Here is a 22775-nt window from a genome sequence, read left to right as displayed (position 1 = left end):
CCTAGGCAATTTGTTTGTTTGCTGCCCCCTTCTTGATCAAATGTATAATTTGAAGCCCGCGAGGGCTTAACGGTTCGATCATAGCGGATGCAGAGGTTCGAAGGGAGAGGAAATGCAATCGCCGCCCTTTTGCGAATGTATATTCGCATTTCGATTGTGGCATACCGGAGCACGTTTGGAGGGGCATTTTTGTCCCGCTGCCGAAATAGGTTACAATAGGAGAGTGTTGATTCATTGGTAACAAGGTTGGCGAAGGGTAGGAGGGCGATTACCGGATCAATCTGGGCCTAACGGATATAAAAGGTTAAAGATTTTCAGAGAAATAGCGGATTTTTATGGTGTTATTTTTATCGAAACGTCTAAAATGGACGGATAGCTGCATATTTGAAGACAAATAACGACCGAAAAAATCCGTTATATCTGTTCTCAAGCTTGTAGAACCCCAGTCAATCGACAGCCTCAATAGAAGAGCAAACTAAAATGTACAAGGAGACTCAAACATGACTACTTTTGAACAGAAATTAGAGCAATATGCCGAGCTGATCGTCAAAGTGGGCGTCAACGTTCAGCAAGGGCAGCAGGTGTATGTGACCGGCTCGATCGAAATGGCTCCTCTTGTGCGTCTTGTGGCAGGCAAATCGTATGAGGCGGGCGCGAGCAACGTCCACGTAGACTGGACGGACGAAGGGCTGTCGCGCTTGAAGTATGAGAAAGCGGCGGACGAAATCTTCACGCAGTTCCCGGAATGGGAAGCGGCCAAACGAAATTCGTTCGTCGACGCAGGCGCGGCGTTCATCGCCATCGTATCCCCGAACCCGGACTTGCTCAAGGGCATCGATCCACAGCGGATCGGCAATTTTCAGAAGGCATCCGGCCAAGCGCTCGAGAAATACCGGAGAGCGGTTCAATCCGACAAAGTGAGCTGGACGGTCGTCGCGGCTTCGACGAAAGGCTGGGCGACGAAGGTATTCCCGCAGGACAGCGAGGAAAGCGCCGTAGAAAAGCTGTGGACCGCCATTTTCGAATCGGTTCGCCTCAATACGGACAATCCGGTTCAAGCATGGGAGCAGCATAACGCGACACTACATAAGAAAGTCGACATTTTGAACGGCAAGCATTTCCACAAGCTTCATTACACGGCTCCAGGTACGGACCTGACGATCGAACTGCCGGAGAAGCACCTCTGGGTAGGGGCGGGAAGCACGAACGTCAACGATGTTCCGTTCATGGCGAACATGCCGACGGAGGAAGTGTTCACGGTTCCTTTCCGGAACGGGGTCAACGGCTATGTGTCCAGCACGAAGCCGCTCAGCTACGGAGGCAACATCATCGACAACTTCCGGATTACGTTCGAAAACGGACGCATCGTAAAGGTGGAGGCCGAGCAGGGGCAAGAAATTTTGCAGCGTCTTGTCGATACGGACGAAGGCTCGCATTATTTGGGCGAGGTTGCGCTCGTGCCGCACGAGTCCCCGATTTCGCAGTCGAACATCTTGTTCTACAATACGCTGTTTGACGAAAATGCCTCGAACCATCTGGCGATCGGCAGCGGCTACGCGTTCAACGTGGAAGGCGGCAAAACGATGTCGCCCGAGGAGCTCGTAGAGAACGGCGTCAACAGCAGCATCACGCACGTCGACTTCATGATCGGCTCCGCCGAAATGGATATCGACGGCATTCATAAGGACGGCTCGTCCGAACCGGTATTCCGCAAAGGGAACTGGGCGATCTGAACCGAACGAAAAGCGGGTACGCTTGCGCTTCATGCGCAGGGTATCCGCCTTTTTTTGCTGCAGCGTCAAAACCGGTCGTTATCGGCTTCTGAGAGTCTTCTGGGGGCAAATAAAGCATGATGAGAGCATGGAATGATGCGTCATCCGGCCCCGCTCATCCGTCATCCTTTCATGATCCGCTCCACGCTTTTGATTTTTACTTTGACATGGCAGGAAATTTTCATCTCCGCATATCGGCGGCCCCAGTCAAGCTTTGTCCATCGGCCGTAGCTCATCTTATTGCGAACGTAGTGGCCTATGCCGATGCTGTCGACCCGGTGCGATTGCACAAGCTTGATCACCTTATGGGCCTCCCTTTCGATTTGTTCGGCAATCGCTTGCTCGAACTGCAGCTGCGTTTGTTTAGCGCCGGGACTTGCGCCTACGGGAAAATCCCCGATTTCTCCTGCAACCGTTATCGACACATCAGCCCGAAAATGCTCGGGGTCGTCGAGATTGACTGTGACTTTACGGCGATTGTCGATATTGCCGAGACTCACGAAGTCGCCGCTTGGGAGCGTTAACCTCAGCTCGCCCCGCGACAGCTTTCCGTTAAGCAAGTAGAGGAAGGACGCCTGCTCGGGATTCAGCTTGGCCATATACCTGTCCTCGTCGAACAAAGCGACGCCGTCGATAATGAGCTCGTCTTTGCCAAGCTTGATGATCGGGGCTATAGCGTCCATCCCGTCATCGTACATATCCCGTCTGAACGAACAAATGTTGGTCTCCGGAAGATCGGTCGTTTCGAACTCTTTTTTGAGCAGCCTTGTAATGTACTGCCCGGCATCCGGATATTCCTTGAACGAATGGCCGATGACCTCCTGCGCCGTTCCGGCAACGATAATGACCTTGACACGGGCGCCTACCGTAGGGGTGTTGCTCAGATTCAGCAGCATGTCGTCGATGCCCTGCTTGGCGAAATCGATGCCGAAAAGCACATTGCGGATTTGCCCCATTTCGAGAATGTCGTCCGTTTTGCGCGTAAAGGCGAACATCGCGTCTCTCGTGCTTTTGGCGGTTGCGGTAAGGACTTGATTTTTTTTGGCGTCTGAAATTTTGGGGACAAAAATAGTCGCCTGAAGCTTCCGATGGCCGTTTTCTCCGCTCACCGCATCATACCCGATCGTATTGACCAGTCCGATTTTGCCGATAACGCGCTGGTCGGCCGTGCACCCCGTCAGGAGAAAAAGCACGCCGACTATGCTTACGGACAAGCGATACCGTTTGTTCATGCTTTCACCTGCTTCTTTCGGAGGACGAGCAGAGCGATCAACAGCAGGGGCAGCCCGAAGCTGATCAGCGTTTCGATATTCGACAGCAGCGACAGCCAGTCGAGAACCTCCCGCATGATGGAGGGGATGAAAGAGACCGCTAAGCTGGCTACGGCAATGCCGATCGCGAGCACATTCGGTTTTTGGCCGGGAAGCATTCTGCGAAGCGTCTCTTGAGCCGCCCAATAGTACATGACGATGGTGATCAGCGTTTTGGGGAAAAAGAAGCTGAACAGCAAAATATCCACTCTCTCCAAGAACGGGGACTGGAGGTAGCCGAATAAATAAATGGTCGGGTAGGACAAGGAAAGCACCTGATGCAAACTAAAGAAACCGAAGGAGATGAACGAGACGGACGTGTAGATGAAAGTCGTGATGAGATTGCCTGCAAAAAAAGCTCTGAACAGCTTTTGTTTCCGATCGACATAAGGGAAAAAAAACATGCACAGCTCGTAGCCAAGAAAGGCGCTATAAATTTGGAGACTTCTTTGGAACGTGTCGTGGCCGCCCTTGAAAATAAACGGGGTAAGCCGGATCAGATCGATTTCGAAGAGATTGAACATCCATAGCAACACCGTCCAAATGGAAAGAAAGAAAAAAAGGCTCCCCGCTTTGACGATGCTGTAAATTCCTTTGGACAGCAGATGCACGCTTAGGGCGATGATGAACAGCAGCAGCAGCGTGGTGGACGTCTTCGGCAGCGAGGTGCTTTTGAGCATCATGACGTACTGCTTGGCCACTATTGCGCCCAGTACGGCCCAGAACGCCGCCAATACCGAGTAAACGGGGAACAGCAGCTTTTGCGGCAGGCGCTCCTCCAGAATGACGAAGATCGACTGCCCCTTGCCGAGACGGTAAACCCCGTAAATCAGCAGCAAATTCGCCATCACGATGAAGGAAAAGAGCGGCACGCATATCCAGCCGTTCGTCCCGTAGCCTTCGGCAGCCAGCCGCGGCAGCGAGAAGATGATCACGCCGGATTGGATCATGTAGATAAAAATGGTGAGCTGCATCGTATTCAGCTTTTCCTTCATCGGCTTTTCTGTCCTCCCTGCTTTTCTCCCTCCTCGCTTTGGGCTGAGGATGGCGGCGGTTTACGGCTGCCGGCTAACCGGTAAGGGCCGCGAATAAGCGTTTCCTTCCACGCTTTGCGGTTCATCGGGGCCACCGGATACATGTAGGGCGATCCCAAATTCGTTAAACCGCACAAATGGCTGACGAGGAACGTCAACGCGAAAATAATGCCGAAATTGCCGAGCAGACCGGCAAGCAAAATGAACGAGAAGCGGGTCGTGCGGATGGCACCCGCCATCATATAGCTGGGCACGACGAACGAAGCGATGGCGGAAGCCGCCACCGTGATGACCAGAATGTTGCTCGTGAAGCCGGCGGAAACCGCGGCTTGTCCGATCACGATCCCACCGACGATGCCGATCGTCTGGCCGATCTTATTGGGCAATCGCGCCCCGGCTTCCCGCAGCAGCTCGATCGTAATTTCCAGCATCAGCGCTTCGTACAGGGGTGGAAAGGGGACTTGGCTTCTTGATTTGGTTAAGATCGTTAAGAACTCGTCCGGCAGCATTTCATAATGGAACGTGCTTGTCGCCACATAGAGCGCCGTCGACATCAAGGTAACGATCAAGGCGGCATAACGCATCATGCGGGTAGCGGTCGCCAAAACCCATCGTTGCCCGTAATCGTCCCGGGATTGAAAAAATTCAAAAAAACCGGAGGGTGCGCAAAAAGCGGAAGGACTGCCGTCGAGCATGCCGACGATTTTGCCTTCCAGCAGCTTGGCAGCCGCTACATCAGGCCGCTCGGTCGTAATAAACTGAGGGAAGACCGAATGCGGATGATCGTCGATCACTTGAATCAGCATGTTCGTATCTTGAATGCCGTCGATGGTCACGGAGGTTACACGCTTGACCAGTTCGCCCAGAAGTTCTCCGTTGGCGATTCCGTCTAAGTACACGATGTACCCGGCCGTCTTCGAGATCCGGCCGACTTCAAACCGCATGACTTTCAAAGAGGATGTTTTGATGCGCCTGCGCAGCAGCGATAAATTCGTATCGAGGGTTTCCACGAACGCCTCATGCGGGCCGCTCATGACGGACTCGGTTTTGGAATCTTGAATGCTGCGATGCTCGGGCCCGAACAGGTCGACTGCGAACGCTTCGCCCAGATGGAAGATGGCGGCGTGGCCTTCCACGATCTTGGCGACAATTTCTTTAGGCGCATTAAGCTTCTCGTAGGGAGGGCGCTGCAAATGAGCGCTTGCCTCGTCCGCGGCGAGCTCTGTAAACGGGAGAATCACATCGGCCGCCAGTTTTTTGGCGTCTGTCAGCGTCCCCAAGTAAACGAGCCTTACGCCGTTTTCCGGAAACGCCCGTTCCTTCAAATCGACGCAATGCTCGAACGATTGCAGGACATGCTCGATAACGGATCTTTCCGGTATACAATCCAAAGGCGGCACCATCTTCATCGTTGGATAATATTTCATCAGTCCATAGGTTCCCCGGAACGGTTCGCTTTATCCCGCGCCGCGGCGGAAGGAGCGGATTCGCATATTCATAAAAAGAGCCTCCAAACCCGCTGTTCAAGCGGTGTTGGAGGCATTTTCTGCGATAGGAAACACTTGATGAGCATTTTGAAACGTTATATACCTGATGGGGGAACAGCCGGTTTTGCCATTCTTACGATATGACCGCCACGCGTACGACCAGATTGTCGCCGTACGGGTATCCGGTTGCGTGGAAGCAGAGCAGCCCGGATTCGGAGTCATGGGTAAACTTCAGTTCTTCGCCGTTGTCCAGCCAGCGTACGCTCCGGACGTTCCGATGCACACCTGCGAAAGATTTCGGTCCGGTGCCGCCTTCGCCGGTCGTGACATTCGCATGGCCGTCGATGGAAAGGCGGTGGATGAACAAGTAGGTCGAGCCGTCTTCCGTCTCCAGCGCGAAGTTGTCGCCCTGGCCTCTGATAGGGCTCGGCTTGCCTTCATAAACGGGTTTGCCGTGAAGCGCAAGCCAATCGCCGATCACTTCCAGCAAGGCTTGCTGCATGAGCGGGATGCCGCCTTCGGCGGTAGGTCCCACGTTGAGCAAGTAGTTGGAGCCCACTTTGCGGCAGGCGCAAAGATGCTCGATCAGCTCGCCCGTCGATTTATAATTGAAATCGCGGTTGCCGATGCCCCAGTGGCGGTTCATCGTTTGGCACATTTCCGAGGAAATGTATTTGCTCATACCGTCCCGTTTCATCGGCGAAGGGCGTCCTTGCTCGAACGTGACGCTGTCGATTTCCGGATGGCCGAGCTCTCCACGGTGATCCAGTCCTGTATTGTTGATAATCATCGCATCCGGCTGCAGCCGGCGAATCGAGCCGTAGAGCTCGTCCAGCTTCCAATCCGCATCCGGCTTGCTCCAGTTGCCGTCGAACCATAAGCCGCCGATCGGGCCGTAATGGGTGCAGAGCACTTCGACGGAAGCGCGCAAATATTCCAAATACGCATCGAAATTCTCGTTGAAGCTCGGCTGGTACCAATCCAGCGTCGTGTGATAGAAGAAGGGGGTAACGCCGGCCTTCCTGCAGCCGTCGACGAACTCGGCGACAAGATCGCGCTTGGCGGCGCTGTGCGGCGCGTCGAAATCGGATAAGCCTCTCGTATCGTACAGCGAGAACCCGTCATGATGCCGCGTGGTGAGCACGACATAATTCATGCCGGCGCGTTTGGCTGTCATGGCGATCTTCTCTGCGTCGAAATGGCCGGCTGTGAACGTATCCTTCAGCTTGGCATACTCGTTCATCGGTATGTTCTGGATGTGCTGGGCCCATTCGCCTTGTCCCAACTGAGAGTATAGGCCCCAGTGAATGAACATGCCGAACGCCTGCTTCTCGAACCTCGCTATTCTCGGTTCCGGAATCGGAATCGCCATCGTGGAATACCTCCTGTTATCGGTCGTTAAAGAAGAAGTACCGGGATGAACGACCGCTCATCCGGTGCTCTTTTTGTTCAACGCGTAATGCTTATTTTCCTTTTTTCTTGTTGTCGGAAATAGCCGTCGTTCGCTTCCTGGTAAGCCAGGAAGGTGAAAATCCCGACACTCGTTCTTGGAACGGTTCCTGGGAGAAGGCGGCCTAGCGGCAGATGACGGCTATGCAAGCTCTTTGCCTCGTTAAAGGATGGTTTGGCTAGTAACCATTCTTTACCGTTCGATCCCCTTCGGAATCGGTATAATGGGGATATAAAGCTAGAAGCAAGGGGAAGGGAAATCATGTTGAGCAAAGAAAAAGAAACGCGTCTGAGCAAGTTCATGACGAAGCTGCTGCGTCACACGCCTGAGGACTACGGCCTCGTTCTGGAGCCATCGGACGGATCGTGCACGCTTGATGAATTGTTAGACGTGATTCGTTCGCAGCCCAAGTGGTCTTGGGTAACGAGCGGGGACATCGAACAGACGGTGCTCCGCTGCGAGAAGCAGCGGTTTGAAATAAAGGAGCGGCGAATTCGCGCCAGATACGGGCACAGTCACGACAAAGTGAAATACGAGCCGGGCAATCCTCCCGCCGTTCTATATCATGGGACGAACGTTCAGGCGGCGCCCTCGATTTTGCGGGAGGGGATACGCTCGATGGGCCGGCAATACGTTCATCTATCCGAAGGAACGGGCTTTGCCGAGCTTGCCGGGAGCAGAAGAGGGGAATTGGTTATTCTGGCCGTCGATACGCGCAAGGCGCAAGGGCACGGAGTGACATTCTATTACGCAGGGAATGAAGTGTGGCTGGCGGATTTCGTTCCGTCATCCTGCTGCGGGATCTGTTCGAATGAAGGAAAGGAGAATGATGAGCATGAATAAACAAATCATCGATATCGGCGTGAATCTGACGCATCGTTCGTTTCAGCACGATCGCGACCAAGTCGTGGCGCATGCGGAGGCGGAAGGCGTGTGGCCGCTCGTCCTTACGGGAACGCATATGCGCAACAGTGAGGAGGGCGCCCGTTATGCAGGCAGGTTCCCCGGCAAGCTGTATACGACGGCGGGCATCCACCCGCATGACGCGAAGAGCTGCGATGCAGGGACGATTCCAAGGCTGCGCGAGCTTGCGAAGCTGCCTCAAGTAGTGGCGATCGGCGAGTGCGGTCTCGATTACAACCGCGATTTTTCGCCCCGTGACGTGCAGCGCCAATGGTTTGAGGAACAAGTTCGGCTCGCGTGCGAGCTGGACATGCCGCTGTTCCTGCACGAGCGGGACGCTTTTGGGGATTTCAAAGCGGTGCTGGGTAAGCATCGGGATCGTTTGGGGCGGGCGGTGGTGCACTGCTTTACCGGCAGTGAAACGGAGCTTCGCGCGTACGTGGACATGGGGCTGTACATCGGCATTACCGGTTGGATTTGCGACGAACGGCGCGGCAGCCACCTTCGCCGGCTCGTGCGGCTGATTCCTTCGGATAGGCTCATGGTAGAGACGGACGCCCCGTTTCTGACGCCGCGCGACCTGCCGAACAAGCCGGCTGACGGGCGTAATGAGCCGGCATTCCTGCCGCATATCGTCAGAACGATTGCCCGGTGCCTAGACAAAAGCTTTGACGAAGTGGCGGAGTCGACGACGAGAACGGCGAGGACGTTCTTCGGTATTTAAGGGGCGCGGCTGCATGGCGCAGCGTCGGAACAGCCGGATAGGGGCGAGCCAGCGGAAGCGAATCCCGCAGGGCAGCATGGCGGGCACGGGAGCAGCCGATGGTGGAGTGGAGGGACGGAGCGGACAAAAAGGGCGAGCCAGCGGAATCTGTTCCGTGGAGCGTCGAACAACATGTTGGTGACACGGACTGCGGGAAACGATTGTTATAACCAATCTTTCCGCTCCGGAGCGATTGACCGGCCGTGGCGGCACCGCTATGATAAAAGTACTTAAAGGAAAGGAGGCCGACGACGATGACCGCACGTATTTTGATGTCGAACAGCATGCCGCCAATTGCACACGAACGTTCATCGCTCATCGGCCTCTACGGAGAAACATGATAGAGGAGGATTATTTCCCGTACCCGGGAAATGATCCGTTTCTTAGCCGAATCAAGAGAGCCGTGGACGATGCGTCTACGGTCTTTTTGTTATATCAGGAATACGCCGATGTGAGCCGCGATCCAGACCCGGCAGGGAGAGGGAGTTCGGCAATCGATGATTTCTGCCGGGATGCTGGGCGTTTCTCTGGAGATCCCCTTCCCTTTTGCCGGTTTTCCGCAAGGAGGAAAGTAGAATAAGCAAAATAGTGAATGCAGATTCACTAATAATGAACATAAATTCACTATTCAGGCTTGAAGTGAAGCTCATCGGGAAGATAGTGAAGCAAACTTCACTATTAGTGAACGTCACGGGAAAATAGCGACCGATGGTTCACTATTGAGGCTTTTGAGGGAGAAACAGGGAGAATAGTGAATTTTGCTTCACTATTAGTGAACCTGGGTTCATTAAGCTGAGGAAGGTTGCAATAAAGGGCCGACTAGCGGGTTAAGAGACAATCTTGCCTCTGGCTGCCCAAGTTTAGAGTTACCCAAGTTTGCAGTTTAACCAATTTCAGGGTTATCAAGTTCGGAGTTACCTAAGTTCAGGGTTACCTAAGTTACTGCCCGAGTTTGGAGTTACCTAAAATCGGAGTTGCTTGCGCTCAGAGTTAGCCAAGTTCGGACCTGAATTCGGAGCTACCGAAGTTCGGAGTTACCAATTTAGTAGGATGGCCGAGTTTGGAGTTACCTAAAATTCGGGTTGCCCAAGTTCAGAGTTAGCCAAGTACGGACCTGATTCGGAGTTGCCCGAGTTCAGAGTTACCCAAGTTCGGAGTTATCAAGTCGCAGTTACTGCCCGAGTCTGGAGTTACCTAAATCGGAGTTGCCTAAGTTCAGAGTCAGCCAAGTTCGTAGTTACTCAAGTACGCAGTACCCCAGTGTGAGGTTACCTGAGTTTCTAGTAGTTTGCAGTAGTTAATCAGTTACCCAAGTTCAAAGAAGCGCAGCAGTGTGTCTTGCATACATCGCATAGCGTGAACGTTACAAACCAACAGAAAGGGTTTTACCAATATGGAAACAATCATAAACGAAGCCTATTACAGGCAAGTACGGCTTCCGGCCGGGCTACTGCACGTGTACGCCGGACCGTCTTTATACGAAGCACTCGACTATAAGGTGTTCGAGATGGCTAACAACAATTTGCAAATACCGAACCAGCGGTATATGAGCTACACCCCGGACGTTCATGTCGGCATCGGTACGTGCATCGGCACGACGGCGGTATGGGAAGCGCGGGGCGGGTATGTGTCCCCGTCGATCGTGGGCAGCGACATCGGCTGCGGGATGCGTGTTCATCTGACCAATATGCACCGCGACGAGCTGAAAGAGGTGAAGCTGCGCCGCAAGCTGGTGAAAGCGATCGAGCGGAATATGCCGGTAGAGGAGCATGCGCGGGGGCATTTTTCGGATATCCGTCTGGAGCATGTCATCACGAAGGGCCTGCACGGGCTGCCCAAAAAATACGTCCCCGACCATTTCACGCCGCGAAAGGCGACTTCGCTCACGCATGTGGAGCACAGCAAGTTTTATTTCGATCACGAAGCGCTCGACCGCTTGCCGGCTAATGTCTGGCACCGGTCTCACAGACAGCTCGGCACGTTAGGGAACGGGAATCATTTCGTGGAAATCCAGGCGGTCGAGATTGCGGAGGAGAACCGGGAAGTCGCAGAGGCGTGGGGGCTTTTTGACGGACAGGTCATTGTGATGATTCACTCCGGGTCGCGCGCCTGGGGAGGGGCGGTCAGCCAGCACTGCAGCACCGATATGGCCAAAACGATGCGCGCCGCCGGGCTCGGCACCGCCGACCCGAGGCTGGTGTTCGCTCCCTTGGACCATCCGTCCGCGCAAACCTATGTGAACCTGATGTATTCCGCTCTGAACTATGCGGTCGTCAATCGGCATTTGATCGCATATGCCGTGCGCGAGGCCGGGCAGGAGGTGTTCGGCTCGAAGTTTCAGATGACGACTCTGTACGATCTGATGCACAACTACGCATGGGAGGAAAAGCACGAAGGCGTTTCCTGCTTCGTCCACCGCAAAGGAGCTACGCGTTCGCTTCCGGCGGGGCATCCGGACAATCCTGCGCCTTACATGGCGACAGGCCATCCGGCTCTTATACCGGGTTCGATGGGGACGGCTTCTTACTTAATGGTCGGCCGGCCGGAAGGGGCAAGCAACTATCATTCGATTTGTCACGGCGCCGGCCGCATACGTTCGAGAAGCGCGACCAAGCGGCTTATTACCGTAGACGAGTTTGCATCGTCGCTGCGTGTGGGGACGGAAGACGAAATCGTCGTCAACCAGCGGTCGCTCGAAACGATTGTGGACGAATCGCCTCAAGCCTATAAAGATGTGGATCAAATCATAGAAAGCGTAGTCGGGGCGGGTCTGGCGGAAGTCGTAGCCAAATGCAAGCCGCTGGCGACCGTAAAAGGAGCATAACCATGAGCGAAAGAACAAGGAAGATTAACCCTATCAAACAAATGACAAAGGGCAGGTTTGCGGCCATCAAGCTTGCGGCTTCCCCTAATAAACAGCTGTCTTTGTACGAGGACTATGCCTACGTCATTCAGGAGATCCAGATGCTGCTTTCCGTCAAGTACGGGAAGGAGTTTCAGATGTATGCCAGCGACGACGGCAACGAAGAATATTGGACCATGCTGGAGCAGGATATCCGCACGAATGACGGAGAGGTGGAGGTGGTCATGCGCATTTTCGACCAAGTCGAGTCCCGGGCGTTCGCTTACGATACGGAAGGCGGGGAAGCGGGACACCGCATTTTTCCGTCGGTTCGCAATAATGTGTTTGCTTATCCCGCCTGGGGAGTGGCGCTTGCCCGGGTGCCGGTTTTTCGGAACCATGGCATATTTGCCGAGGATTTCGTGTTTGCCGTGGACGACGAGGCGTTATTGCGGTTTTTGAGTTTCTCCCGGGAACGCCTCCGCGAGCAAGACAGGCGCAGCGTGACTATCTATACGGACAGCCGCCATGGGATCGAGACGGAGCTGGTGCCGATGACGCGCATGGTGGAACGGGAAGAAGTGATCATGAACGCCGACTTGAAAAAAGAAATATTTCGCTCCATCGACCAGTTTTTTACGGAGGATCGCGGCTTCTTTCAAACTTACGGTATTCCGTATAAGCGGGGGATATTGCTGTACGGCAAGCCCGGGAACGGCAAAACGACGCTCGTCAAATCGATAGCGGGCAGCGTCAAGGCGCCGGTGGCGTACTGGCAAATTACCGAGTACACGTGCAGCGAATCGATTCAGGAGGTATTTCAGTCCGCGGTGAAGAAGGCGCCGATGATTCTGGTAATCGAGGATATCGACTCCATGCCGGTGCAGGTCCGGTCCTATTTTCTGAATATGCTGGACGGCGCGACGTCGAAGGAAGGCATTTTTCTGATCGGTACGACGAACTATCCGGAGAAAATCGACCCGGCACTGATGAATCGGGCGGGCCGCTTCGACCGGGCTTACGAGATTAAGCTGCCGACTGCGGAGCTAAGACTGGCATACTTGGAGCGAAAAAAGCTTCAGGATTTGCTGGAGGATGGCGGGCTGAGGGACGCCGTGAAGATGACGGACGGGTTCACGTTCGCGCAGCTGAACGAGCTGTACGTGTCGGCGGCACTGGAGTGGCACGAGGAGCGGCGTGTCGGCTTGGCCGCGATCGTCCGGAACATGAAGACGGAGCATGATAAAGGCCGCACGCATCAGTGGCTGAAAGAGGCATCGGAACCGCGGGTCGGCTTTCTCTCGGCGGAGCTCGGGTAGTGAAGCATTTATAGCAATATTGGAATGACTATGGAAAAGAATCGTTGTAACCCATAGGAAAATAATATCGGGTAGACTTGTATAATAGCAATCGAAAAGAAACTTAGCTGCCGCTTCATGCTATAATAGGCTTATGTAAATTGTGTATTTTAACCACCAAGGAGGTTATGTAATGGGAACAGGTAATCCGGTAACGATAACAGTAGAAACAATCGTTCATTGTCCCGTCGAAAGCGTATGGAAATATTGGACGGAACCGAAGCATATCACACAATGGAGTAAGGCTTCCGATGACTGGCACACGCCATACGCCGAGAATGATCTAAAGGCCGGCGGTAAATTCGTCTCAAGAATGGAAGCAAAAGACGGCAGCTTTGGATTTGATTTTGGCGGAGTATACGACGAGGTGAGCATTAACGAGAGTATCTCCTATACGATCGCCGACGGTAGAAAGAGACCAACGCTGCCGAGATGCAGCAAGCCGGGTGGCAGGCGATTTTGGACAATTTCAAAAAATATGTGGAAACGGCTAAAGAAGATTAAGAAACTTTCGCAGCCTTAGAAGCGCATGCCGACATCGGCATGCGCTTTGCTGAAGCAGTGATTAAACAGGAGTTGTATTGATCCGAGAATCCGCGCGGATTCAACACATCGAGTCTATTAATTTATTTTCAAAAGACAACGAGATTCCGCATATTTTTGCGGGAAAATAGAATCCGGCGTATAGGGCGTGGCAACTCTTGGAGAGTTGTCATGCTTTTTTTGTTTAGTTGAGAGGTTTTGGCGCTTCCCCCGGTAAAGTAGGCTAAGGGAGCGGCATTGCTGCGTGGAGTATGGTATGCGGCGTTCACGGTTAGAGGGGTTGCCGGGCGTGGAGCACGGTGTGCGGCGTTCGCGGTATAGAGGGGTTGACGGGGGTGGAGCACGGTGTACGGCGTTCACGGTATAGAGGGAGTGCCGGGCGTGGAGCACTTTTTTGGCGGAGAGGGGCCGGCGCGTACCATGAAGCGCTCGGTTTTTCGAAGTTTAAGAGCCCCAAAGGACTCTTAATTCAAGCATTTTCCGGAAATCGGGGAAATTAGAAGCCTCCAAAGACTCTTGATAAGCCAAAAGATCGGGTTTTACCGGGTTTTGATCGGTTTAGCAGTCCCTAGGGGCTCTTATTTATCCAAGCATCTATAAATATTGAACAATAGAAGTCTCTGACATCGTCTAATCAGCAGCTTCAAGCGAAGCTTTGCCGAATGACAGTTACCGCAATTACAGGAAGCCGCAATGGCCCCACAAAATGCAGCGAGAGCCGTTTTTCTCATGGAAGTGGTCGTAATTTGGCGCTAATGTTCATACAATCGTTGAAGGACTCGGAAGGGAAACGGGTCCGGCAGGCGGAAGGGGTAAGAGCATGCGCAAATACGCTGCCGGAGCGGCGATGCGACGAAATGTTGCGAAACATTTGCCCGCCGATAGCCGTTATGTAAGGTAAGGAAGAAACACCAAAACTATTTTGTTCGAGAGGGATACGATGACTGCTGCAGCTGTAACCGAAGCTTATGTGGATTCGCTCGCTTTGAACGCCGCCGCCATGAAGAACGGACGGGATTTGGCCAAAAAGAACAGCTTCCCGAAGCTGTGCCGGTCTGAGGACGAGACGCTCCTGTTCGGCGAGTGTAAAGGCAGCGGGAAAGAGCCGTACCGGTGCTCCGTCGATTTCGTGAAGCCGGAGAGCCCGGTGTTTCGTTGCTCGTGTCCGAGCCGTCAGTTCCCGTGCAAGCACATTTTGGGATTGCTGTATGCCTATGCGGGCGGCAGCTCCTTTCATACGGAGGACATCCCCGAAGATATTGCGGGGAAACGGGACAAGGCCGAGAAGCGGGAGGAAAAGAAGAAGGAAGCGGCTGCCGCATCCGCAGACGACGACGCGCCGCCGGTCGCTAAGAAGACGAACAAGTCCGCGCTGACCAAAAAAATCGCCGCGCAGCTGGAGGGCATCGAGCTGCTCGACAAGCTGCTCCGTCAAATCGTTCAGACGGGGCTCGGCGGCATCGACGCAAAAACGGCGCGCATGCTCGAAGAGCAGGCCAAGCAGCTCGGCAATCATTATGTGCCGGGCGTACAGTCCGCTTTTCGCGAGTTTCTGCTGCTGTTTCAGGGAGAAGGCGAGCGCGAGCCGGTTTATACGGACGCCGTAGACAAGCTGACCGCTCTGCAGACGCTTGCCAAGCGCGGGCGGGACTATTTGACGGTCAAGAAGGAAAACCCGGAGACGCCGATGGCGACCGACACGGCTATCGAGGAGCGGCTCGGCCATGCCTGGCAGCTGTCCGAGCTGCGCGACAGCGGGCTTGGCCTGCGGGATGCCAAGCTGCTGCAGCTAGCCTTCCGCTCCTACGGAGACGATGCCCGGGGCGAGTATGTGGATGAGGGCTTCTGGGTGGAGCTGGCGTCCGGCAAAGTGTACGCCAACCGGAACTACCGGCCGTACCGGGCGGTCAAGCATATGAAGGAAGAGGACACGTTCCAGCTTGTCGCGCAAACGAAGGAGCTGCTCTACTACCCCGGTGACGCGAATCCAAGGGCGCGCTGGGAGGAGGCGACCTTTCGGGAGCCGGACAGCCAAGACTTTGCCGCGGTTCGCGGATATGCCCGGCGATCTTATCCGGAAGCCGTGAAGCTCGTAAAGAACCAGCTGAAGCATCCTCTGGCGGATAAGCATCCGGTCGTCCTGCTGCATGTGAAGGAGATCGTAAAGCTGGATGAAGCCTATGCGCTGGAAGACGAGCGGGGGAACAGAATCTCGCTCGGCGACATTAGCCGCTTGCAGCATCCGACCGTTCAACTGCTGCCGCTGCTCAAGCGGGAGCACTTCCGCGATCAGGTCATGCTGGTCATGTTCGAGCACGACCTGGGGAGCGGCCGGCTTATGGCGCAGCCGCTTACGCTGATCACCGGGCAGGAACGAATCCGGCTGCTGTACTAGTTAAGACATTTTGGCGCGTCGAGGCATCTGAAATAGGCATGGAAGTTGTTTCAGGCGTGCCGATAACTTGACCATCGATACGTTTTAAAGGAGAACATCCGATGAGCATACCAGTATTACGCGAGCTTCACAATGAGGTTCGCCGGCTGTTTATCGCCGGAAGCGGGATGGCGGCGGGCGACGCGCGGCTTCTCAAGCTGCTGCCGCAGCTGGAGAAACTCGGCGAAAGCGCTCCGGTGCTCGCTCGGCTGGCCGAGGACGTTAAGCAGCTCACTCAGGCTGGCGCGGAGCAAGCTTCGGCGAAGCTACTTGAGCTAGGCACGCTGCTGCATGCCGTCCTGTACACGCAGGGCCAAACGGATGCGAAGGGCAGCCCCGAGCCGGTCCGGGCCGCGGAAACGTCCTGTTTGACGCAGGTGCCGTACCGCAAGCTGAAGCCTCTGCTTGAGGCGCTCACGCAGAAGGGGCAGGGACGCTACGAGGTCGTCCGCCAAGGGTTCGAGGAGAAGCTGTTCGAAGATATCCGAACGTTCGTCCCGGCGATTGCGGCGCTGGACGACAGCTTCGCCGAGCTGGCCGAGTATATGGCGCAAACGGTCGTACCGTCTTTCGGCGCTTCGGCGCTCCCTCTGCTCAAGGAGCAATTTAAGCTGCACGGCGGCAAAGGCGATGCGCGCAGGCTGCAGCTTATTCACCGTTTCGCAGGCTCGGGGGAGCGGGAGCTTGTCGTGCAGGCGGCTGCCGAGGGTTCGCTGGAGGTGCGGACGGCGGCGATCGAGCTGCTCGGCGATTATCCCGAGCTGGAGCCGCTCATCCTGCAGCATGCGGACGACAAGAAGAAAGAAGTTCGCCGCGCCGCACTATCCGCCTTGGCGCGTTTGAAATCCGACGCCGCGGTGGAGAGGCTGCTGAGGGCGCTTGCGGACAAAGATCAGGAAATCGCGATCGAGCCCATTCAGCAGTGCTCGTCCGAGCGGCTGAACGAACGGTTGCTGCAGGTCGCAGAGGAGCTGCTGGAGCGGCTGGAGGACAGCAAGCCGGGCGACGAAGCGATTCCGCGGCTGTATGCCGCGGTACAGTGCTTGGAAGGCAGACGGGACGCAACCGTCTCGGCCTTTCTGCAGCGGCTGCTTGGCGATAAGACGTTTATGGCTCGGGATACCGGCGCCGTGCAGGACTATGCCGCGCAGCTGCTGCTCGACATGAAGCGGCCGGAGGCCTACGATTTCCTGCTGTCGCTGCAGAAGGCCTGGAATCGGCGCTTCGCCGCGTACAGCTTCCGCGCCGCGGTCTTGACCCTGCAGCCCGGCGAAGTCTATGACCGGTTTGCCGGGGAGTTTGCTAGCAAAAAGTCTGCGGCAGGCAAGGAGCTTTTGCGGGCGCTGTACGGGTTGACGGAAGCGCTGGCCGCTCCCTACGACGACCGGGAGGAAGGCGCCGCGGAGCCGCAATCGCATGATCGCTGGGACTCGCGGTGGGTGAATCTGTTCGTGGATATCGACGAGGAGGAGTTCGTGTGCCGGTTCGCCCGGCAGCCGGACCGGAAGGTCACCGAGTACCTGCTTAAGAAGCTGGAGGCGACGCCGAACTTTAACAAGTCGCGAACGGTGCAGCTGCTGGCCGCGCTTTTCAGGCTTGGCCACCGGGATGCGCCGGAGCTGCTCATGGACGTGCTGGAGAAAACGAACGCCAAGCATATTTATTATTTGGACCGCACGCAGCTTGCCCTGCTTGTCAGGCTTCCCCGCGCTTACGCGGACCGGCTCGAGCGGGTGGCGTCCGGACTCGCCTACGAGGGGATCAAAGGACAGTTTCTCGAGGCTGTGGAATGGATGCGGGCGAAGAATGAGGATGAGAAAGACAAAGAAACGGATCATGAGAAGGGAGCGGGATGGATCGCATGGATCAAAAGCAAAATGTTTTGAGGCTGTCTGCGGAAAAGCTGTATGAAAAGGAATTGGAGGCGCTCAAGCGGAGCGACAACGATTCGAGGCCTGCCGGCTGGCAGCTGTCGCCGCGCGCGGTATTGACGTTCATTACGGGCGGTAAGGTTGGCGACGTGACGATAACGCCCAAGTATATCGGCAACCGGCGGCTGGTGGAAATCGCCATCGCCACCTTGCTGACCGACCGGGCGCTGCTGCTGATCGGCGAGCCGGGGACGGCCAAATCGTGGCTGTCCGAAAATTTGACCGCCGCCATCCACGGCGATTCGTCCAAGGTCATTCAAGGGACGGCCGGGACGAGCGAGGAGCAGATCCGCTACTCGTGGAATTACGCGATGCTGCTGGCGAACGGCCCTTCGGACGAAGCGCTGCTCAAAAGCCCGATCTACCGCGCCATGGAAACCGGGGGCATCGCCCGCTTCGAGGAAATTTCCCGCTGCGCCTCGGAGGTGCAGGACGCGCTGATTTCCATTTTGTCGGAAAAAACGATTTCGATCCCCGAGCTGGCAAGGGAAGTCAACGCAACGAAGGGCTTCTCGATCATTGCGACGGCGAATACGCGCGACCGTGGGGTCAACGACATGTCGGCGGCGCTCAAAAGACGGTTCAACATCGTTGTGCTGCCGGCGCCTTCCGAGCTCGAAACCGAGGTGGACATCGTCCGCAAGCGGGTTGCCGAAATCGCCGCGAGCTACGAGCTGAAGGCGGCATTGCCGGAAGATGAAGCCGTGCGCAAAATCGTCACGATCTTCCGCGAGCTGCGCAGCGGCGTGACGCTCGACAGCAAGGAGAAGGTGAAGCCGCCGAGCGGCGTTATTTCCACGGCGGAGGCGATCTCGCTGCTGACGAACAGCATGGCGCTGGCGGCGAGCTTCGGCAGCGGGCGGATCGAGGAGGAGGACATCGCGGCAGGCCTGCAAGGGGCGATCGTGAAGGACGATGAGAAGGACCGGACGGTCTGGAAAGAGTATTTGGAGAATGTGATGAAAAAGCGGGGATCGGAATGGCGGAGCCTGTACAACGCATGCCGGGAGATGAACAATTGAAAGCCGCGCGCGGTTCCGGGCGTTCCGATGTCCAGCCGCTTAGCGAAGCCGGCATGCCGCAAGGGACGCGGGACGAAGTAGCAGCGGAAGCGTCGGGCGTGCAGAGCCGTGCAGAAACGGTGGCTGCAGGCGAAGGGCGCATCCGGACGCTTGAGCCGAGCGAGTCCGGTACGCGGCGCTCAGCCGCGGGAAGCGGCCAGCCGCATATATTCGGCATCCGGCATTTGTCGCCGGGCGGCGCCGTTCATTTGCGGGCGTTTCTGGACGAAGTCCGGCCTTCGCTCGTTCTGGTCGAGGGACCTTCCGACGCCAGCGGACTGATCGAGCAGCTGACGTCGCGGGGCGTCGTGCCGCCGGTCGCCATTTTGGCCTATACCGATCAACTGCCGGTGCGTACGCTCCTCTACCCGTTCGCCTCTTATTCGCCGGAATATCAGGCGTTCCAGTGGGCGGCGGAGAACGGGGCGCAGGCCGCCTTCATCGATCTGCCTTCCGATGCGGCGGTGGCGCTGTACGGCAAGCGTACGTTCGGCGGCGAAGGGCTGCCCGAGGAGCAGCGGGAGGAACGGCAAAGCGGGCTGCTGGCCTACTACCGGCGGCAGCAAGCCGTGTACGGACGCATTGCCGAGCTGGCGGAGGAGCCCGATTACGAGAGCTATTGGGAACGCCACTTCGAGCACAATATGAACAAGGATGCTTACCGCAGCGCGATATTGGAGTTTTCACGGCAAATGCGCGGCTTGTCGGAGCGGGAGGAGCACGAGTTCGATCCGGGAGAGACGGCGGTGAACGCCGTTCGCGAGGCGTATATGCGCAGGCAAATCCGCGAGGCGATCGAGTCGGGCTGTCCGGCGGACCGGATCGTCGTCGTGACCGGCGCTTTCCACGCGTCGGCTCTGGCGCTGTCCGAGCCCGGCATGACCGACGCCGCCTTGCGGAAGCTGCCCCGCTCGTCCACAAAGCTGACGCTCATGCCGTATTCCTACTACAAGCTGTCGACGCATTCCGGCTATGGGGCCGGCAACCCGGCACCCGCCTACTACGAGCTGATGTGGGCTTGCATGCGGCACGGCGATTTGGCCAAAATGCCCTCGCTCTACATGTCGCAGGTCGCGGCTCATCTGCGCGCCGAAGGGACGTTCCGGTCCACGGCGTCCGTCATCGAAGGCGTTCGGCTGGCGGAATCGCTTGCTTCCCTTCACGGCGGCAGCTTGCCGACTTGGAAGGATCTGCGGGACGCGGCTGCGGTTTGTCTCGGCTTCGGGGAGCTTTCCTCGATTTCCGAGGCGCTGGCGCGGACAGACGTTGGAACCGCTATAGGAAGCTTGCCGGAGGGCGTCAGCCAGACGCCGATACAGGACGATCTGAACCGGCATCTCAAACGGCTGAAGCTGGACAAATACAAGTCGGCCGTCGCTGCCGATTTGGAGCTCGACCTGCGTGAAAACCGACGGGTAAAGTCGGAGGAGGCCGCGTTTATCGACCTTCATCGCTCCGTATTCCTTCACCGGCTCGCTTTGCTCGACATCGATTTTGCGAAGAAGCAGGGCATTCGGCAGGACGGCGCGACCTGGGCGGAGCATTGGGTGCTGAGATGGAGCCCGGAGACGGAAATTCAGCTGGTCGAATCGACGCTGAAGGGCGAAACGGTCGAGCTGGCCGCCGCCTTCGTCATAGGCGAAAGGCTGGAGCGCTGCGGCGACATCCGCGAAGCGTCGCGCATCGTCAGAGCGGCCTGCGAATGCGGGCTGCCGGAGGCGATGGAGCAGGCGAGACAAACGCTGCAGCGGCTCGCCGTCGACGCGGGCAGCTTCGCGCAAATCGCCGCAGCGGCCCGCGAGCTGTCCGTACTTATCCGTTACGGCGATATCCGCAAGGCCGACACGGCTTCGCTTGTTCCGCTTATGCAGCAGCTATTCCTCAGGGGAGCGCTGCTGCTCGTGGACGCAGCGGCCTGCAGCGAGGAAGCGTCGAACGAAATCTTGGCGGCGATGAACGAAATGCATGCCGTTTCGCAGGATTTTCCGGAAGAGGTCGACGACGGACAGTGGTTGAAGGGATTATGGGAGCTTGCATCCCGAGACGACCGAAATGCGAGGCTGTCTGGTTTTGCCTTCGCCATATTGCTGGAGCGGAATCAGGTCGGAAGCGAGCAGACGGCGCAGGAGGTATCGCGGCGCTTGTCGCCGGGCATTCCGGCCGATCTCGGGGCCGGCTGGTTCGAAGGCTTGTCGATGCGCAACCGGTATGCGCTGCTGTCGCGGGCAGGACTATGGGAGCAGCTCGACACGTATATTTCGTCGCTGGACGGCGAACAGTTCCGGCGGTCGCTGCTGTTTCTGCGGAGGGCGTTCGGCTCGTTCGAACCGCGGGAGAAGGCGGCGATCGCGGAGATGCTCGGCGAGCAGTGGGGAGCGGGCGGCCTGGAGACGGGCGAGCTTCTGCAGCGGCCGCTGAGCGATGAGGAAAGAGGGATGCTGGATGAGCTTAACGAATTCGACTTTGGGGATTTGTAAATGATGGAGCGTCAGGAACAGATCAAACGATGGCGGTTAATACTCGGCGAAGCGGCGGAAGAGAAGCTGAGCGCCCACGGACAAGGCGGTGCGCTGCTCGACGACGAAGCGAAGCTGATGGACGAAGCGCTTGCCGCGATCTATGACGGAACGTCGGGCGGCAGCGCCTTCGATTCGGGGCAAGCTTCCGGCGGCCGCCGGAAGGCTGGGCTCGGAGCCTCTTCGCCGAAGCTGGCGAAGTGGCTGGCGGATATCCGCACCTTTTTTCCGCCGGATGCGGTGTCGGTCATCCAGGCGGACGCAATCGAGCGCAAGGGCTTGAAGCAGTTGCTGTTCGAGCCGGAGACGCTTGGGGCAATCAAGCCCGATGTTCGCATGGTCGCCACGCTGATGGCGCTGAAGGGCAAAATCCCGGAGAAAACGAAGGACACGGCGCGCCAGCTGGTGAGGGCGGTAGTGGACGAAATCGCGAAAAAGCTGGAGAACGATATTCGCCGGGCCGTGACCGGCGCGCTGAACCGCAGGCGGCATTCTCCGCTCCCTTCGTTCGCCAGCACGGATTGGAAGACGACGATCCGCAAAAATATGAAGCACTACGACGTGGAGCGCAAACGAATCATCCCGGAACGGTTTTACTTCTTCGACCGGGCGCGGCGCAGCAAGGAATGGACGGTCATTCTCGACATCGATCAGAGCGGCTCGATGGCCGATTCGGTCGTTTACGCCTCCGTCATCGGGTCGATTTTTGCCAGTCTGCCTTCGCTCGACACCCGTGTCGTCGCCTTCGACACCGAGGTCGTCGATCTGAGCGAGCAATGCGCGCATGACCCGGTCGACATGCTGTTCGGCATTCAGCTTGGGGGCGGCACGGACATCAACAAATCGGTCGCTTACTGCGAGCAGTTCATCGTCGAGCCGAAAAAAACGCTGTTCATCCTCATCTCCGACCTGTATGAAGGCGGCAATCAGGCGGCGCTCATCCGGCGCATGGGCGAAATGAAGCAGGCGGGCGTGCAGGCGATGTGCCTGCTGGCGCTTTCGGATCAGGGGGCGCCTTCCTACGACGATCATGTGGCGAAGAAGCTTGCCCAGTTCGGCATCCCTTGCTTCGGCTGTACGCCGGAGCTGCTGCCGGAGCTGATCGAGGGCGCCTTGAAGGGACTCGATCTGCAAGCTTTGGCGGCTCGCGCGGGAGCGGCTAAAGGATAACGATAGGGAGCACAGGCAAAAGAGGCGGCATCGTCCTTTTGCTTGCGGCTCCTTTTTCTTTCCGCACCGCGCGCGCCTCCCGGCGCGCGGTGCCATCGCGGCACGCGGTGCTCGGTCACACGTCGGCGGTCAACCCTCGTAGGAGCAGCATGTGTTTGTTCGAAGCCCGACGCTAGGCGGAACTCAGGTACGCTATTTGCC

The 22775-nt window shown here is 56.8% G+C and carries 15 protein-coding genes and 1 pseudogene; 12 read left to right on the top strand and 4 right to left on the bottom strand.

What is annotated here, in order from left to right:
• Positions 1-500: 500 nt before the first annotated feature.
• Positions 501-1733: an aminopeptidase gene (locus ACKGJP_RS31985; RefSeq protein WP_409342783.1), complete on the top strand. Its 1233-nt coding sequence runs from the start codon at positions 501-503 to the stop codon at positions 1731-1733.
• A 161-nt stretch (positions 1734-1894) separates the two neighbouring features.
• Here ACKGJP_RS31985 and ACKGJP_RS31980 read toward each other — a convergent pair whose 3' ends face one another.
• The 4 genes from ACKGJP_RS31980 to ACKGJP_RS31965 all read right to left on the bottom strand — a co-directional run bounded on the left by ACKGJP_RS31980 (position 1895) and on the right by ACKGJP_RS31965 (position 6975).
• Positions 1895-3004: a Ger(x)C family spore germination protein gene (locus ACKGJP_RS31980; protein ID WP_409342782.1), complete on the bottom strand. Its 1110-nt coding sequence runs from the start codon at positions 3002-3004 to the stop codon at positions 1895-1897.
• Positions 3001-4077 carry a GerAB/ArcD/ProY family transporter gene (locus ACKGJP_RS31975; protein WP_409342781.1) on the bottom strand — a complete coding sequence of 359 codons (1077 nt, stop codon included), beginning with the start codon at positions 4075-4077 and terminating at the stop codon, positions 3001-3003. Before ACKGJP_RS31975 ends, ACKGJP_RS31980 begins: the two co-directional genes overlap by 4 nt.
• Positions 4074-5543, bottom strand: coding sequence for a spore germination protein (locus ACKGJP_RS31970; RefSeq protein WP_409342780.1), 1470 nt, complete (start codon positions 5541-5543; stop codon positions 4074-4076). Before ACKGJP_RS31970 ends, ACKGJP_RS31975 begins: the two co-directional genes overlap by 4 nt.
• 193 nt (positions 5544-5736) lie before the next feature.
• The gene (locus tag ACKGJP_RS31965; RefSeq protein ID WP_409342779.1) at positions 5737-6975 is read right to left on the bottom strand and encodes an alpha-L-fucosidase; all 1239 of its coding nucleotides are present in this window, start codon (positions 6973-6975) and stop codon (positions 5737-5739) included.
• Between the two features lie 339 nt (positions 6976-7314).
• Between ACKGJP_RS31965 and ACKGJP_RS31960 the strand changes: the two genes are divergently transcribed.
• From ACKGJP_RS31960 to ACKGJP_RS31910, 11 genes and pseudogenes are all read left to right on the top strand, one after another.
• Positions 7315-7896 carry an RNA 2'-phosphotransferase gene (locus tag ACKGJP_RS31960; RefSeq protein ID WP_409342778.1) on the top strand — a complete coding sequence of 194 codons (582 nt, stop codon included), beginning with the start codon at positions 7315-7317 and terminating at the stop codon, positions 7894-7896.
• The gene (locus ACKGJP_RS31955; protein WP_409347309.1) at positions 7880-8680 is read left to right on the top strand and encodes a TatD family hydrolase; all 801 of its coding nucleotides are present in this window, start codon (positions 7880-7882) and stop codon (positions 8678-8680) included. The genes ACKGJP_RS31960 and ACKGJP_RS31955 overlap by 17 nt, the downstream gene beginning before the upstream one ends.
• A gap of 256 nt (positions 8681-8936) precedes the next feature.
• Positions 8937-9299, top strand: a complete 363-nt coding sequence (locus ACKGJP_RS31950; RefSeq protein ID WP_409342777.1) for a hypothetical protein — start codon at positions 8937-8939, stop codon at positions 9297-9299.
• 813 nt (positions 9300-10112) lie between these two features.
• Positions 10113-11543 carry an RtcB family protein gene (locus ACKGJP_RS31945; protein WP_409342776.1) on the top strand — a complete coding sequence of 477 codons (1431 nt, stop codon included), beginning with the start codon at positions 10113-10115 and terminating at the stop codon, positions 11541-11543.
• 2 nt (positions 11544-11545) lie between these two features.
• Positions 11546-12880 (top strand): AAA family ATPase, encoded by a 1335-nt coding sequence (locus tag ACKGJP_RS31940; RefSeq protein ID WP_409342775.1) that lies wholly within the window; start codon positions 11546-11548, stop codon positions 12878-12880.
• Between the two features lie 172 nt (positions 12881-13052).
• Positions 13053-13423: pseudogene (locus ACKGJP_RS31935) on the top strand (SRPBCC domain-containing protein).
• Between the two features lie 979 nt (positions 13424-14402).
• Positions 14403-15857, top strand: a complete 1455-nt coding sequence (locus tag ACKGJP_RS31930; RefSeq protein ID WP_409342774.1) for an SWIM zinc finger family protein — start codon at positions 14403-14405, stop codon at positions 15855-15857.
• A 101-nt stretch (positions 15858-15958) separates the two neighbouring features.
• A complete protein-coding gene (locus ACKGJP_RS31925; RefSeq protein WP_409342773.1) occupies positions 15959-17782 on the top strand; it encodes a HEAT repeat domain-containing protein in 1824 nt (607 codons plus the stop codon).
• A complete protein-coding gene (locus ACKGJP_RS31920) occupies positions 17758-18849 on the top strand; it encodes an AAA family ATPase (RefSeq protein WP_409347308.1) in 1092 nt (363 codons plus the stop codon). The genes ACKGJP_RS31925 and ACKGJP_RS31920 overlap by 25 nt, the downstream gene beginning before the upstream one ends.
• On the top strand, positions 18807-21365 hold the full coding sequence (locus ACKGJP_RS31915) for a DUF5682 family protein (RefSeq protein WP_409342772.1): 2559 nt from the start codon (positions 18807-18809) through the stop codon (positions 21363-21365). The genes ACKGJP_RS31920 and ACKGJP_RS31915 overlap by 43 nt, the downstream gene beginning before the upstream one ends.
• Positions 21366-22574 carry a VWA domain-containing protein gene (locus ACKGJP_RS31910; protein ID WP_409342771.1) on the top strand — a complete coding sequence of 403 codons (1209 nt, stop codon included), beginning with the start codon at positions 21366-21368 and terminating at the stop codon, positions 22572-22574.
• Positions 22575-22775 lie beyond the last annotated feature (201 nt).

This window comes from Paenibacillus litoralis, from assembly GCF_046244365.1.
Classification (GTDB): domain Bacteria; phylum Bacillota; class Bacilli; order Paenibacillales; family NBRC-103111; genus Paenibacillus_V.
This window is presented reverse-complemented; position numbering and strand designations above follow the sequence as displayed.